The sequence below is a fragment of the Bradyrhizobium sp. HKCCYLS3070 genome, from assembly GCF_051167575.1.
Lineage (GTDB): Bacteria > Pseudomonadota > Alphaproteobacteria > Rhizobiales > Xanthobacteraceae > Bradyrhizobium.
In genome coordinates this window covers 329,274-341,887 of record NZ_JBNPTI010000001.1, presented here as the reverse complement: position 1 = coordinate 341,887, position 12,614 = coordinate 329,274, and the positions used below count along the sequence as shown (strand labels likewise).

11 protein-coding genes and 3 tRNA genes are annotated in these 12,614 nt (G+C 64.2%); 2 read left to right on the top strand and 12 right to left on the bottom strand.

What is annotated here, in order from left to right:
* Nucleotides 1-164: 164 nt before the first annotated feature.
* The gene (locus ACQR03_RS01545) at nt 165-770 is read right to left on the bottom strand and encodes a cupin (RefSeq protein ID WP_315749404.1); all 606 of its coding nucleotides are present in this window, start codon (nt 768-770) and stop codon (nt 165-167) included.
* Between the two features lie 202 nt (nt 771-972).
* Nucleotides 973-1,257 carry an usg protein gene (locus ACQR03_RS01540; RefSeq protein WP_315714735.1) on the bottom strand — a complete coding sequence of 95 codons (285 nt, stop codon included), beginning with the start codon at nt 1,255-1,257 and terminating at the stop codon, nt 973-975.
* A gap of 379 nt (nt 1,258-1,636) precedes the next feature.
* On the opposite strand from ACQR03_RS01540, the gene groES reads away from it, so the two are divergent.
* Together groES and groL are read left to right on the top strand one after the other, a co-directional pair.
* Nucleotides 1,637-1,951: a co-chaperone GroES gene (gene groES, locus ACQR03_RS01535; RefSeq protein ID WP_315714736.1), complete on the top strand. Its 315-nt coding sequence runs from the start codon at nt 1,637-1,639 to the stop codon at nt 1,949-1,951.
* Between the two features lie 87 nt (nt 1,952-2,038).
* Nucleotides 2,039-3,679: a chaperonin GroEL gene (gene groL, locus ACQR03_RS01530; RefSeq protein ID WP_315714737.1), complete on the top strand. Its 1,641-nt coding sequence runs from the start codon at nt 2,039-2,041 to the stop codon at nt 3,677-3,679.
* A gap of 251 nt (nt 3,680-3,930) precedes the next feature.
* Here the strand turns inward: groL and lepB are convergent, their stop codons facing one another.
* The 10 genes from lepB to ACQR03_RS01480 all read right to left on the bottom strand — a co-directional run bounded on the left by lepB (nt 3,931) and on the right by ACQR03_RS01480 (nt 12,383).
* On the bottom strand, nt 3,931-4,713 hold the full coding sequence (gene lepB / locus ACQR03_RS01525) for a signal peptidase I (protein WP_316202219.1): 783 nt from the start codon (nt 4,711-4,713) through the stop codon (nt 3,931-3,933).
* A 158-nt stretch (nt 4,714-4,871) separates the two neighbouring features.
* Nucleotides 4,872-6,215 (bottom strand): RtcB family protein, encoded by a 1,344-nt coding sequence (locus ACQR03_RS01520; protein WP_315749400.1) that lies wholly within the window; start codon nt 6,213-6,215, stop codon nt 4,872-4,874.
* Nucleotides 6,216-6,536: 321 nt separating this feature from the next.
* Nucleotides 6,537-6,824 carry a GIY-YIG nuclease family protein gene (locus tag ACQR03_RS01515; protein ID WP_315714979.1) on the bottom strand — a complete coding sequence of 96 codons (288 nt, stop codon included), beginning with the start codon at nt 6,822-6,824 and terminating at the stop codon, nt 6,537-6,539.
* A 211-nt stretch (nt 6,825-7,035) separates the two neighbouring features.
* A complete protein-coding gene (locus tag ACQR03_RS01510) occupies nt 7,036-8,187 on the bottom strand; it encodes a slipin family protein (protein ID WP_434841520.1) in 1,152 nt (383 codons plus the stop codon).
* Nucleotides 8,188-8,541: 354 nt separating this feature from the next.
* Nucleotides 8,542-8,607, bottom strand: a tRNA-His gene (locus ACQR03_RS01505).
* A 2-nt stretch (nt 8,608-8,609) separates the two neighbouring features.
* Nucleotides 8,610-8,682, bottom strand: a tRNA-Phe gene (locus tag ACQR03_RS01500).
* Nucleotides 8,683-8,982: 300 nt separating this feature from the next.
* Nucleotides 8,983-9,519: an HNH endonuclease gene (locus tag ACQR03_RS01495; protein WP_316194594.1), complete on the bottom strand. Its 537-nt coding sequence runs from the start codon at nt 9,517-9,519 to the stop codon at nt 8,983-8,985.
* A gap of 40 nt (nt 9,520-9,559) precedes the next feature.
* Nucleotides 9,560-9,634, bottom strand: a tRNA-Asp gene (locus ACQR03_RS01490).
* A gap of 1 nt (nt 9,635) precedes the next feature.
* Entirely contained in the window at nt 9,636-9,812 is a 177-nt protein-coding gene (locus ACQR03_RS01485) for a hypothetical protein (protein ID WP_315767494.1), read from the bottom strand.
* 1,395 nt (nt 9,813-11,207) lie between these two features.
* Entirely contained in the window at nt 11,208-12,383 is a 1,176-nt protein-coding gene (locus ACQR03_RS01480) for a DUF2778 domain-containing protein (RefSeq protein ID WP_315749391.1), read from the bottom strand.
* Nucleotides 12,384-12,614 lie beyond the last annotated feature (231 nt).

Below are 12,614 nucleotides of genomic sequence, written 5' to 3'. Positions count from 1 at the left end.
CGGCAACGGGACGGGTACGCCTTTACGCAAGCCCGCGGCGAACACCTCTTACGGATTCGTCGCCGGCCCATCCGTCCCAGTGACGCGAGACCGGATGTCAACACACACGCGCGATGGGACCGCCGTCCATCGCACGCAAATGTTTCCATCCATTTCTGTCGGCTTTACGTCGACAGTTCGACGGTTTTGAAGTCGGCCGGCAGGATCACTTCCAGCAGCTCGACGTCGTCGGAATAGTCGAGGATCATGTGCCGGATCTTCGGCGGCTGGGTCCAGCAGCTGCCCTCCTGCATCAGCGTCTCGCCGACGCCTTCGAGGTAGCTCTTCACCCAGCCCTTGAGCACATAGACCATCTGGAAGTCGACCGCATGGGTGTGCAGCTTGGAGACTTCCTGCGGATTGCACGGCGGCAGCATGCGGATGACATGCGCGCGCGCCAAACCGTGCGTCGCGTCGGCGATGCCGAGGTCGCGGTAATGGGCATAGGCGCGCAGGCCGTCGGCCTTGAAGTCCTCCTCGCGGTGATGGCTGATCGCGACCTTCTGTTTGCGGCGGCGCGGCGCCGGCGCTGGTCGCCCCTTGCTCGCCAGCGCCTTGCGCGCCGAGGGCGCAGCCGCCCGGCCCGGCTTGGCGGGCGTCTTCGCCAGCGGCTTGGCGCTAGTTCTCGTAACGGCCTTCGCCGTCGCCTTACTGCTCTTGCCGGTCTTCAGCGCCGCTGACTTGGCGGCGGCGCGTGATGCGGGCTTGGTCGTCCGGCTCTTGGTGGCCATGGTGCTCTCCCTGCGTATCCTCGTCGCGAGGGTAGCACATATGGAGAGTCCCAGCAGCCGCTCCAACAAAGGTCGTCATTCCAGGGCGTGCGAAGCACGAGCCCGGAATCCATTCCTCCGCGCGTTCTGCCGCCCGATGGATTCCGGGCTCGCGCTTCGCGCGCCCCGGAATCTCATGAGGCGGCAGCGGTGGCTGTCAGCCTCAATGCAGCCGGAAGACGCCGTCGACGGCGCGCAGCTCGGCCGGCTTGATCAGCTTGGAATGCGCCACCGTGACCGAATACAGCGGACCCTCGATCTTCTCCTGCCAGAACGCCAGGAAGTCCTGCAGCGCCGGGAATTTCGGAAACAGGTCGTAGTTCTGCCAGACATAGGTCTGCAGCAGCGAGCGATGGTCCGGCATCCGATACAGGATCTGCGCCGTCGTCAGCCCGTAACCCAGCACCTGTTTCCGAAAGTCCTCGGAAACCTCAACCTTCGACACCATGCCAACCTCCGTTTCTGGAGCGCATGTCCGTGTGGCCATCCGGGATGGAGCCACCCGGCAAAGATGCGCTCACTGCCTAGAAATGTGACGCATGTCCTCAACCCATCTCAAGCTTAAATGTTTAACGACATGTTGAAAAATGCTGCATTAGCAGCCACTTAGCCCAGGTGCTAATACGGGGTTTCACGGTCCGTTCCGCTCCCGTTAACGCTATCGGAACGCTTTGGCAGAGCCCGCAGTTGACTGCTAATTTTTCTGCTACAAGCCCTTGCCCGGCTGAATGCTCTCCCCTAAATCCAGCCTGCGTGCTGGCACTCGCCGGCGCCGACTGCCAAATTTCCAGAAACTGACAATCGCCTCAATAGCTTAGGAGGACTGTATGGCTTTCCGTCCGCTTCACGACCGCGTCGTGGTCAAGCGCATCGACGCCGAAGAGAAGACCGCTGGCGGCATCATCATCCCCGACTCGGCCAAGGAAAAGCCCTCGCAGGGCGAAGTGATCGCGGTGGGCCCGGGCGCCCGCGACGAGAGCGGCAAGCTGGTCCCGCTCGACGTCCAGGTCGGTGATCGCGTGCTGTTCGGCAAGTGGTCGGGCACCGAGGTCAAGATCGACGGCCACGAGCTGCTGATCATGAAGGAAAGCGACATCATGGGCGTGCTCACCGACACCGCGTCGAAGAAGAAGGCCGCCTAAGCCAACCCGCTCAACGCTCACCCTGAGGAGCGCCTGCGGGCGCCCTGCCCAGGGTGAGACGACCAATTCAACTCAGGGAAACCCAATATGTCAGCAAAAGACGTAAAGTTCGGCGTCGACGCTCGCGACCGCATGCTGCGCGGCGTGGACATCCTCGCCAATGCCGTCAAGGTCACGCTCGGTCCGAAGGGCCGCAACGTCGTCCTCGACAAGTCGTTCGGCGCGCCGCGCATCACCAAGGACGGCGTCACCGTCGCCAAGGAGATCGAGCTCGACGACAAGTTCGAGAACATGGGCGCGCAGATGGTGCGCGAGGTCGCCTCGAAGTCCGCTGATGCGGCCGGCGACGGCACCACCACCGCGACCGTGCTGGCCCAGGCCATCGTGCGTGAAGGCGCCAAGGCGGTTGCCGCCGGCATGAACCCGATGGATCTGAAGCGCGGCATCGACCTCGCGGTCGAGGCGGTCGTTGCCGACCTCGTCAAGAACTCCAAGAAGGTCACGTCGAACGACGAGATCGCCCAGGTCGGCACCATCTCCGCCAACGGCGACGCCGAGATCGGCAAGTTCCTCGCCGACGCCATGAAGAAGGTCGGCAACGAGGGTGTCATCACCGTCGAGGAAGCCAAGTCGCTGGAGACCGAGCTCGACGTCGTCGAGGGCATGCAGTTCGACCGCGGCTACATCTCGCCCTACTTCGTCACCAACGCCGACAAGATGCGCGTCGAGATGGATGACGCCTACATCCTGATCAACGAGAAGAAGCTGTCGTCGCTGAACGAGCTGCTGCCGCTGCTCGAGGCCGTGGTGCAGACCGGCAAGCCGCTGGTGATCGTCGCCGAGGACGTCGAGGGCGAGGCGCTGGCTACGCTCGTCGTCAACCGCCTGCGTGGCGGCCTGAAGGTCGCGGCCGTCAAGGCGCCGGGCTTCGGCGATCGCCGCAAGGCCATGCTGCAGGACATCGCGATCCTGACCGGCGGCCAGGCGATCTCGGAAGATCTCGGCATCAAGCTCGAGAACGTCAACCTCTCCATGCTCGGCCGCGCCAAGAAGGTGATGATCGACAAGGAGAACACCACGATCGTCAACGGCGCCGGCAAGAAGGCCGACATCGAGGCGCGCGTTCAGCAGATCAAGGCGCAGATCGAGGAGACCACCTCGGACTACGACCGTGAGAAGCTGCAGGAGCGTCTGGCCAAGCTCGCGGGCGGCGTCGCGGTGATCCGCGTCGGCGGCGCGACCGAGGTCGAGGTCAAGGAGCGCAAGGATCGCGTGGATGACGCGATGCATGCGACCCGCGCGGCTGTCGAGGAAGGCATCCTGCCGGGCGGCGGCGTCGCCCTGCTCCGTGCCTCCGAGCAGCTCAAGGGCCTGCGCACCAAGAACGACGACCAGAAGACCGGCATCGAGATCGTCCGCAAGGCGCTCTCCGCTCCGGCCCGCCAGATCGCGATCAACGCGGGCGAGGACGGCTCGGTCATCGTCGGCAAGATCCTGGAGAAGGACCAGTACGCCTATGGCTTCGACAGCCAGACCGGCGAGTACGGCAACCTGGTCTCCAAGGGCATCATCGACCCGACCAAGGTGGTTCGCGCCGCGATCCAGAACGCCGCCTCCGTGGCCGCGCTGCTGATCACGACCGAAGCCATGGTCGCCGAGCTGCCGAAGAAGAACGCCGGCGGCCCCGCGATGCCTCCGGGCGGCGGCATGGGCGGCATGGACTTCTAAGTCCGACGCTTCGTCGCAGACGACAATTGCAAAACCCCGGCAGCGATGCCGGGGTTTTCGTTTGTGCTGGAATTGTCGCATCGCCAGCCTCGGTTTCGGGCTCATGCCCCCGATGCATTCAATGCGTAGTTCAGATGAGCGCACGCCGCATCCCGAAGGGCGCAGGCGGGAGCGACATCCGGGGTGTCACGAACCGACCAGGTGATCCCGCATGTCGCTTCGCTCATGCGGGCTACGGGCTCCGCGCCGCCCTACTTCACCATCGTCCCGATCCGCTCGAAACGGATCCGGCCCGGCTTGCCTTTCTCGGCGCTGGTGGCCGAGAAGAAGATCATCGCGGCGCGGCCGATGACATTCTCGATCGGCACATAGCCGATGGTGCCAAGCACACGGCTGTCGGTCGAGTTGTCGCGGTTGTCGCCGAGCATGAACAGCCGCCCGGGCGGCACGACGAAGACGTTGGTATTGTCGAAGAAGCCGTGGTCCAGGCAATCCAGCGTCTCGTAGCTTGCCCCGTTCGGCAACGTCTCGCGCCAACGCTTGACGCGCTCGTTGGCATCGCCGCCGCAGGCAGCCTCTCCGGTCAGATCCTCGACCCGCTCGCGCTCGACGGCCGTATCGTTGATGTAGAGCACTCCATCCTTCATCTGGACGCGATCGCCGGGCAGTCCGACGACGCGCTTGATGTAGACGGTCGCATTGTCTTTCGGCAGGAAGAACGCGACCACATCACCGCGCGCAGGTGTCGCGCCCCAGATGCGCGCCGACGGCGGCAACGAGGAAGGCCATGACAACGGCCAAGTGAAGCGGCTGTAGCCGTAGGGATATTTCGACACGAAGAAGACATCGCCGACGCGAAGCGTTGGAATGTTCGAGGATGAAGGGATGTTGAACGGCTGATACAGGAAGGAGCGGATCAGTACCGGTGAGGCCAGCAGCAGGCACAGCAGCGCAAAGCCCGCGATGAAGATCCCCGCGATCGCCCACCACGGCTCGCGCTTCGGCCCGATTGCACCCGCATCCAGGCTCGTCATCGCGTCTCCCCCCTTCTTCACAGCCTGAGGATGATGGAAGGCCCGGCCATGCGCAATCGCCAAATGAACCGGCGGCCACGCGGCCGCTGATCACCTCCGGCGCCTGCCGCCCCGTCAACAGGAGGCCGCCCGTGGGCGACCTCACCGATTTGGAGTCTTCACCGCCCCTTCCGCCACGGCGCGTCGGCTTCCCAGTCACCGGCCATGATCGAGCCGTAAGGGATCACCTCGTCGGTCACCTCGCCGAGGCCGTAGCGTGCGATCTGCGCCCGTACCGACGCCGCGTTCTTGTAGGCCTGCGGCAGCTCCGACAAATCAGGCTTGCCGCAATAGAACCGCGCATCGATGCCCTCGGGCATCTCCGGGCGATGCGCGCGCAAAAACGCCTTCCGACCGAGATTGCGGCCAGCGCCGTGCGGCGCGAAGCCGAGCGCATCCTTGTTGTCGCGATGCTTCAGGATCAGCACCGGCTCGGCCATGTTGAGCGGCACGATCGTGCGTCCGTCATCGTCAGCCGAGAAGCCGGACCAGTTCGGCGTCGCCCCCTTGCCGTGGTAGAACAGGCCGTCGCTCTTCTGGAAGACGAAGTTGTGCTCGTTCCAGAACCGGTCGGCGACGGCGTTGCCGAGCTTCGCCGCAGCGAGATCGTGAATCGCGTGGTGATTGGCCCTGGTCCACAGCCGCGCGACCTGCAACGCCTCCCAATAGGCGCGGCCGTCGTCGCTCGACGCCTTGATCCAGGCGCTGTGCTCCGGGACCTTCGGCGCATGGATCGCGGTGTGCCGCTTCGCCACCGCCATGCCGCGCTTGTAGAGCTGTGCGCCGAAGCCGCGCGAGCCGTGATGCGTCACCAGCGCCGCCTGCCCGGTCGACCTGAGATGGCCGACATAGGCGAAGTGGTTGCCGTCGCCCTGCGTGGCGAAGTGGCCGATCGCGAAGCGCTCGAGCCCCTTCAGGAAGGGATTGGCCTCGAACCCTGCCATCACCTCGTCGGGCGGCTGATGCAGCCGGTCGCGTCCGCCGGGACCGAAATGGGTCACGGCGTGAACCGCATCGAGAATGCGCTTGGGATCGTCCTTGCGCGCGAACACCGTCACCGCCACCGAGCAGCAAATGTCGGAGGAATGGAAGCCCGGATGGATCGCGTCCTCACAGGCGACCACGCCGCCGACCGGGATGGTGCCGAGCGCCGTTCCCGACGGACAGGCGTCCGGCATCACGGCGCCGGCTACGATGGTCGGCACCCGCATCAACGCATCCATGTGCTGGGTCACCGCCGCGACATTGGCGCGCTCCAGCTCGTTGTCGGCCTCGATCAGCATCGCGAACGGCACGCCGTTGGTGCGCATCAGCGTCTCCGCCGGCTGCAGTTCCTGCAGCGCGGCGAAGATCGCGTCATCATCGGCGCCATCGGCCCGCATCGCATTGGCCGTCGCCAGTCCCTCCTTGAACCAGCGACCGGGCTTGAAGCCCCAGGCGATCAGGGTGTTTCCGTCGATCATGGCTCGTCTCACATTCCAATCAGGTCAGTTTGTAACATCCAGCGGCAGCTGCGTTCATTCGCCGCTCGTAGCGCGATCAGTGGCGCCTGTGCGTGCGTAGTTCGTGACACCAAGATGTTGCGCTCATCGCCGGCCAAGCATATGGCATCCGTCGATGATCTATACCCCCGACACTGTGCTGGCCGAGAATGGCGGAGGAAAGAGCGCGTGATCTCTCGATGCGTCATTCCGGGGCGCGTCGGCAAGCAAATGGCAAAGCCATTTGCGCAGACGGCGCGAGCCCGGAATCCATACTCCCGACGGTCAGTGTGAGGCACCGTCTCAACCACAAATCCCCGGATACAGATCGTCCCAATTCGGGTTGTTCTCCTCGATCAGCCTGATTTTCCAGTCGCGCCGCCACTTCTTCAGCTCCTTCTCGCGCGCGATGGCCGTGATCGCGTTGTCGTAGATCTCGAACCAGACGAGCTTGCCGATGTCATAGCGCGAGGTGAAGCCCGGAGCCGCCTTGGTTCGGTGTTCGTAGACGCGTCGAATGAGATCATTCGTGATGCCCAGATAGAGCGTCCCGTGTTTTTTGCTCGCCAGTAGATAGACGTAGTATGCCATCCGAGAGCCGTGGTTATGGATTCCGGGCTCAGCCGCTACGCGGCTGCCCCGGAATGACGCGTGGAGAGAGGTGTGATCTCTCCTCCCGTCATTCCGGGGCTCGCAGCGAGAGCTCGGAATCCATACTCACGAAACTGAGCTGCAATTTCAATTCTGTCCTACGCCCTCTCACTTCCAAGCGAGAGGCCGCCCTTGGGCGGCCTCTCTTCGATCACGCCGTCTCCGGCGCCTTCAGCCGCACCAGCCGCGTCAGCAGCGCGTCGAGGCCGGCGCCGTCGCCGGCGTGCAGGTCGATACGGCCGACCTTCTCGACCAGGCGCTCCAGCGACTCCAGCTCCTTGAGCCGCAGCAGCAGCGGGTTCTCTTCCATCAGCCTGGCAGTGTTCAGGAGCGAGCGCGTCGCCGCGGTCTCCTCCTGGCGACGGATCAGGTTGGCCTTGGCCAGCCGCTCCGCCTCCACCACCTTGTTGACGAGGTCGCGGATCTCGCCGGGCAGGATCACGTCCTTCACGCCGAGCTCCGTCACCTCGACGCCCGAAACACCCAGCCGCGCGCGCACGTAGTCGCGCAGCTCGGCATCGAGCGAGACCTTGGCCGCCAGCACCTCGTCGAGCGTGCGCGACGCCACCGCCTCCCGGATCGCGAACTGCACCAGCCGGTACAGCCACGCATCCACGTCGGGCGTGGTCGCGACAGCCGCCTCCGCGTCGGCAATCCGCCGGAACGCCGTGAGCGTCACCCGCAGCGCGATGCGATCCTTGGTCAGCATCTCCTGCGCGGTGATCTCCAGCACCGTGGGCCGCAGATCCAGGCGCTTGACCTCGATCTTGCGGCCGACCGCCCAGAAGGCGTGCCGGCCCGGCGCCAGCCGCTCGGTCAGCTTGCCGTCGACATAGAGCAGACCAGCCTCGTGGTTCTCGACCACGGCCTCGGTCACGATGCCCGGCCGGTTACGCTCGATCATCGCCAGGTGCCGCGCGCTCACGCGCACGTCGCTGGTGATGTCGATGCGCTCGACTTCGACCTCAGTCGCAACCTTCCAGTAGACCCGGGTCTGCCAGGGCGTGAGCAGATGCGTCGGCCGGCCATCGAGGCTGACGATCGCGATCTCGTTCGCGCCGGTCTCGACCGCCGCGAACAGCTCCGCGGCGAGATCGGGACGTGCGGCCTTCAGCACTGCGTAGCGCTCGGCCGGGTATTCGGCCTTGACCACGTCGAACACCTGCACCTTCAGCCGGCGCAGCGGGTCGAGCAGCGCATGACGGCCGGGCGCGAGCACGCGCACGAGCTGGCCGTCGCGCCAGACCAGCGCCCGCTCGCCATCCTCCACCGTCACGGTCTTCGTCACCAGATGCCAAGTCACAACACACTCCCACAGCTTGCGTCCGGCCCATCGGCCGAAACGCGATTCATTGATCAAAGGACGTGAGGACCGGACGACGCTTCCTGCGTGAACCGAGCGGACCGAGGCTTGAGCATCTGACGATGCCGGGCGCACGCGCGCGGTCACACGAGCTATCAGCCCGAGCGTCCTTGCGCAGCCTTCCCGGCATCTTCAGACGCGGTATCCACCGCGGCACAGAGCCGGTTCTGCAGTGTCTTGATCTGGTCGAAATGCCCTAGAACTTTCTTCTTGGGCAAAACGGCCGGACCGCGACTGAAGCGCGCGTCCGGTCCTCGTCAGAGGCGATTAGCTTCTCAGGCTAAACCGAAGCGCTGGAGCGGGAGTCGAACCCGCGACCCGATGATTCACAGTCATCTGCTCTACCTAACTGAGCTATCCTTTGGTGGTGTCGATCGGAATCGAACCGATGCCTTCGGGCCTTCAACCCGACGCTCTCCATGAGCTACAGACTCCTTGTTCTTTGCGACGACGGAACACGGGACCGGACACCGGCCGCGCCAGTCGGGATTTCAGCGAGCCCGAACCAAAGTCATCACGAAGGACGGTGCTACTACACACAATCAACGGCACGCGCAAGACGTAGACATCGATTATCTTCGAACGATCTCATTCCGTAACTAATCGTCTACATATCGATCTACTCATAACGACGTCGCTCGCATGCAAATGCGGGCGACGCAATTTCGTAGCCCGGATGTCGCTTACGCCGAGGCCCGCTGGACCTCGGCGCACGCTCATCTGGGCCACCTCTCCTCACCGCTCCAGCTCCACGTCCCAATAGAGATAATCCTGCCACGTCTCGTGCAGGAATCTCGGCGGAAACAGGCGCTGCGCGGCCATCAGCTCGTGCCGCGTCGGCTCGAAGGGCGGCCGTCGCGGCTTGAGATAGCGCCGGTCCTTGCGCGCGTTGCATGGACTGCAAGCGGCGACGATGTTGGTCCACGACGTCTCGCCGCCATCGGCCCGCGGTACCACGTGGTCGAACGTCAACTCGCCGTGCAGATAGCGGCCGCCGCAGTACTGACATTCGAAGCGATCGCGCAGGAATACGTTGAACCGCGTGAAAGGCACGCGCATCGCGGGCCTGACGTAGTCGCGCAGCGCGATCACCGACGGCAGCCGCATGGTGACGCTCGGGCTACGAACGACCCGGTCGTATTCCGCGACGACGACGTGAGAGCCGCTGACGACTGCCCTAATCGCATCCTCCCAGCTGACCACTGACAGCGGGAAGTAGCTCAGCGGCTGGAAGTCGGCGTTGAGAACCAGCGCCGGACTTGTTGCTGACATCGTCGACCTCCTCTCTTCGCTTCAACCGCCTGGTCGTTTTTGGCGCCCATGGCGGGAATCGAACCCGCCTTCCCGGATCGACGGTCCGGTCCCTTCGCCAGATGGGGACATGGGCCTCAGGGTCTACCCGGCGCACCGCTCGACGCTCGCCGGCCATCGCGCCCGCCGTCCGCCGAGTGCGGATGAAACGCGTCCGGATCGGTGCGATTGAGGTAGTCGAGATAGAGCTGCCGCGCGCGCGCCTCGGTCACGCCTCGGCACGTCATGACGATGCGCACGAAGGCTGCTGCCACCGGTGAATCCAGTGCGCGCGCAATGTTGCAAGTCTCGGGATCTTCGCCTGACGTCCGGGTCATCCAACCCTCCGCTTGGTGCGCGGAGGGTGCAGTCCCGCCGCTGTTATGCTCTTGCTGAAATCTGGAGTCCCGGTCGGGCCAGGATTTTCACGAGATCGCTTGGACCCTGACAGGCGACGCGCAGACCCGACCAATCGCTCGACCGATTAAAGGGTCGTTCGTTGGTGGCGGCGTTCGCGAGATGTGAGCGTAGGCTCAACACGGTCGTAGTCCTCAAGAGCGCGCCGGTGATGATCGGCGGCCGATTGCGATGGGGCAGAGCTATGCGCAGAATTTTCCGAAACCGTCAAGACCAAAGCGTGATGCGATGACGTTGCCGGCTTCCGCAATGCGACGGATCTGCAACAGCCGGACTGCTCGTCGGGCAAATCAGTTGCGCATTTTCGCGCACGACAACAGCACTGTCGCCCGCTCGAACGATCGAAGACGCGCGCGCGAAAGCTGATTTGTTGAGCCGGGTCAATCAGATCGCCCCGCTCGCCTCCTGTGCCTCGCATTTTCTTGTTTCCAAAAATCGGAAATCATGCATTCTATGCCGGTCCCGCCCTCATGAGAGGGGCGCTTCGCGATCGTCATGAACGTGGAGGGCGGGATGCGGTGGGCGCGTCGGGTTGCAGCGTGATCTGATCACGCGGACGAACGATCCGGTGCGCACGGCGAAGTCGTGATGTCCTGACACCCCGATGCTGGTGTCAAGGTCGAGAGAGACGAATGCTCCGACCGATGGTGGCCAGAAAGCCCGGCGCACCAGGGAGACCACGTATAAGCCGTAGGTCCATCGCGCGGGGAATGCCGGATGATGCGGCTGAACCTGTGGTGACTGCCGCCTGCTTTCTTTGTTGCAGGCGGGCCATGGGTGAGGCCCTCACCCGGCATTCCCCGCGCCCTCTCCTGATTTACGAGGGCGATGTCGCTGGCAAGCCTCGGGCGTCATTCGCCGCGAGAATGCGATGTCGTGTCCAGGAGTGTTCGAGCTGTGTATCCGTTTTTCCTTCTTCCAGTGCGATCGCATGAAGCGGTCGCCCGGAGCGACGCCGATCCCGAAGCCGCATCAGAAATCGTGCGCTCGTGACTGCACGGCAGCCAACGGATTCTCGATCTTGTGGCTCTAAAAGTGCGTGCTCTAGGAGATTGGGAGATCGGACGAGCGCTACAAGTGAATGCGCCCTCTCCCACAAGGGAAGAGGGCGCTGTATCGCGCAGCGTAGTAGTTGGCGATATAGCACTCGTGCGACGGGATTCACGGCGCACCTTTGCACGCCCTACAGTTCGGAACTACTGCTGAGTGTGAGGGCGACCATGCAGATCCCACCTCAACGCCGCCTGTCCGGCTCACTCGATGCGGGCGAGCACGGCGAGCTTGCGGATGCCCTTGTTCTTGTAGGCATCGAGGAACGCATAGTAGTCGCGGAACGAGACGCAGCCGTTGGAGTCGCCGTTCGGGCCGAGCATGAAGGTGTGCGCCAGCAGGCCGTTGCGACCGTGGATGGCGTCCTCGCCGCCGATCGGGTTGAGCCGCAGCGCCGGCACGCCATGGAACAGCGCCTCGCGCGGCTTCAGCTCGTAGATGTGCGGCGGGGTGACGCCGCGCATCTTGATCTTCTCCGAGCTCGGCTTGTCTAGGTTGTCGCCGAGGCCGGAATGCGCCTCGAGCTTGGTGCCGTCGGGCAGATACACCGCCTTGGCCGAGATGTCGTACACGGCCGTGCTCAAATCGTACGGCGGCCGGCCGCCGCGGGTCGGATCCTTGGCGATGCTGGCAGTGATGTTGGAATCAGCCGAGGCATAGGCCAGGAGCCCGCCATCCTGGTTCTCCGGCTTGCCCCAGAGCTTTTCCTGGATCGAGTGGCGCTCACCCGCGATCGACAGCACCGCCGCCTTGGCACGCTCGGTCATCGCGCGCAGCGAGAAGCCGCTGCTCTTCGGCGCATTGGCCTCGGCAGCCTGCGCCGGCGTCGCGGGCTGCGCGGCCGGCCTGGTGTTGGCGAGCGCCAGCTGCATCGGCGGCCGGGCATCCTTCTTCGACGCCTCGGCGACCTTCGCAGGCTCGGCCGGCTTGGCCTCGGCCGACTTGGTCTCGATCTGCCTGGTCTCGATCTGCTTGGGCGCGGCTTCGGCGAGCTTGGGCAGCGGCGGCGCGCCGTTCGCGGCGTTGGAGGCGACGCCCTGCGGCACGGCCGCGCCGAAGCGGTCGTTGAACATCTGCGGCGTGATGGCGGCGGCCGTGGTGACGGGCGGAGATTCCGGGAATGCCGAGAAGGCCTCACCCACAGCATCGGCGGCGCTGCGCGTTGCAAGCCGCGGCGCCGGGCGCACGACGGGCTCATCCTGCTCGATGCTGCCCAGGGTCGGATAAGCGTCGGCCGCGATGATCTTGGTATAGACCGTTACGGCGCAGCCCCCGATCAGGCATGCGATTGCCGCGCCACCGATCAATTTGTGAGAGAACGCGATCAGGGAGGACTTCCTGCGATTTCGTGCGGCCAACGCAGCTCGACTGTTACTCATTCACTCACGCCCGAACGAATACTCGACAACTCTCGCTCGATGCGCCACGGACACCCGCTTTGCATCTCGCAGAAGCACAGAGCTTCATTAAGGCGACTTTTAGTTAAATGCTGATTAAGTTTTGGCGGATTAGAGGCGGGTTAACCATCAGGGCCTGTTTTGCCGGCAAACAGGGCAGAAACAGGGCAAAACTGCAGCCGGAGGCAATATTGCCGTACCGGAAAAATCGGG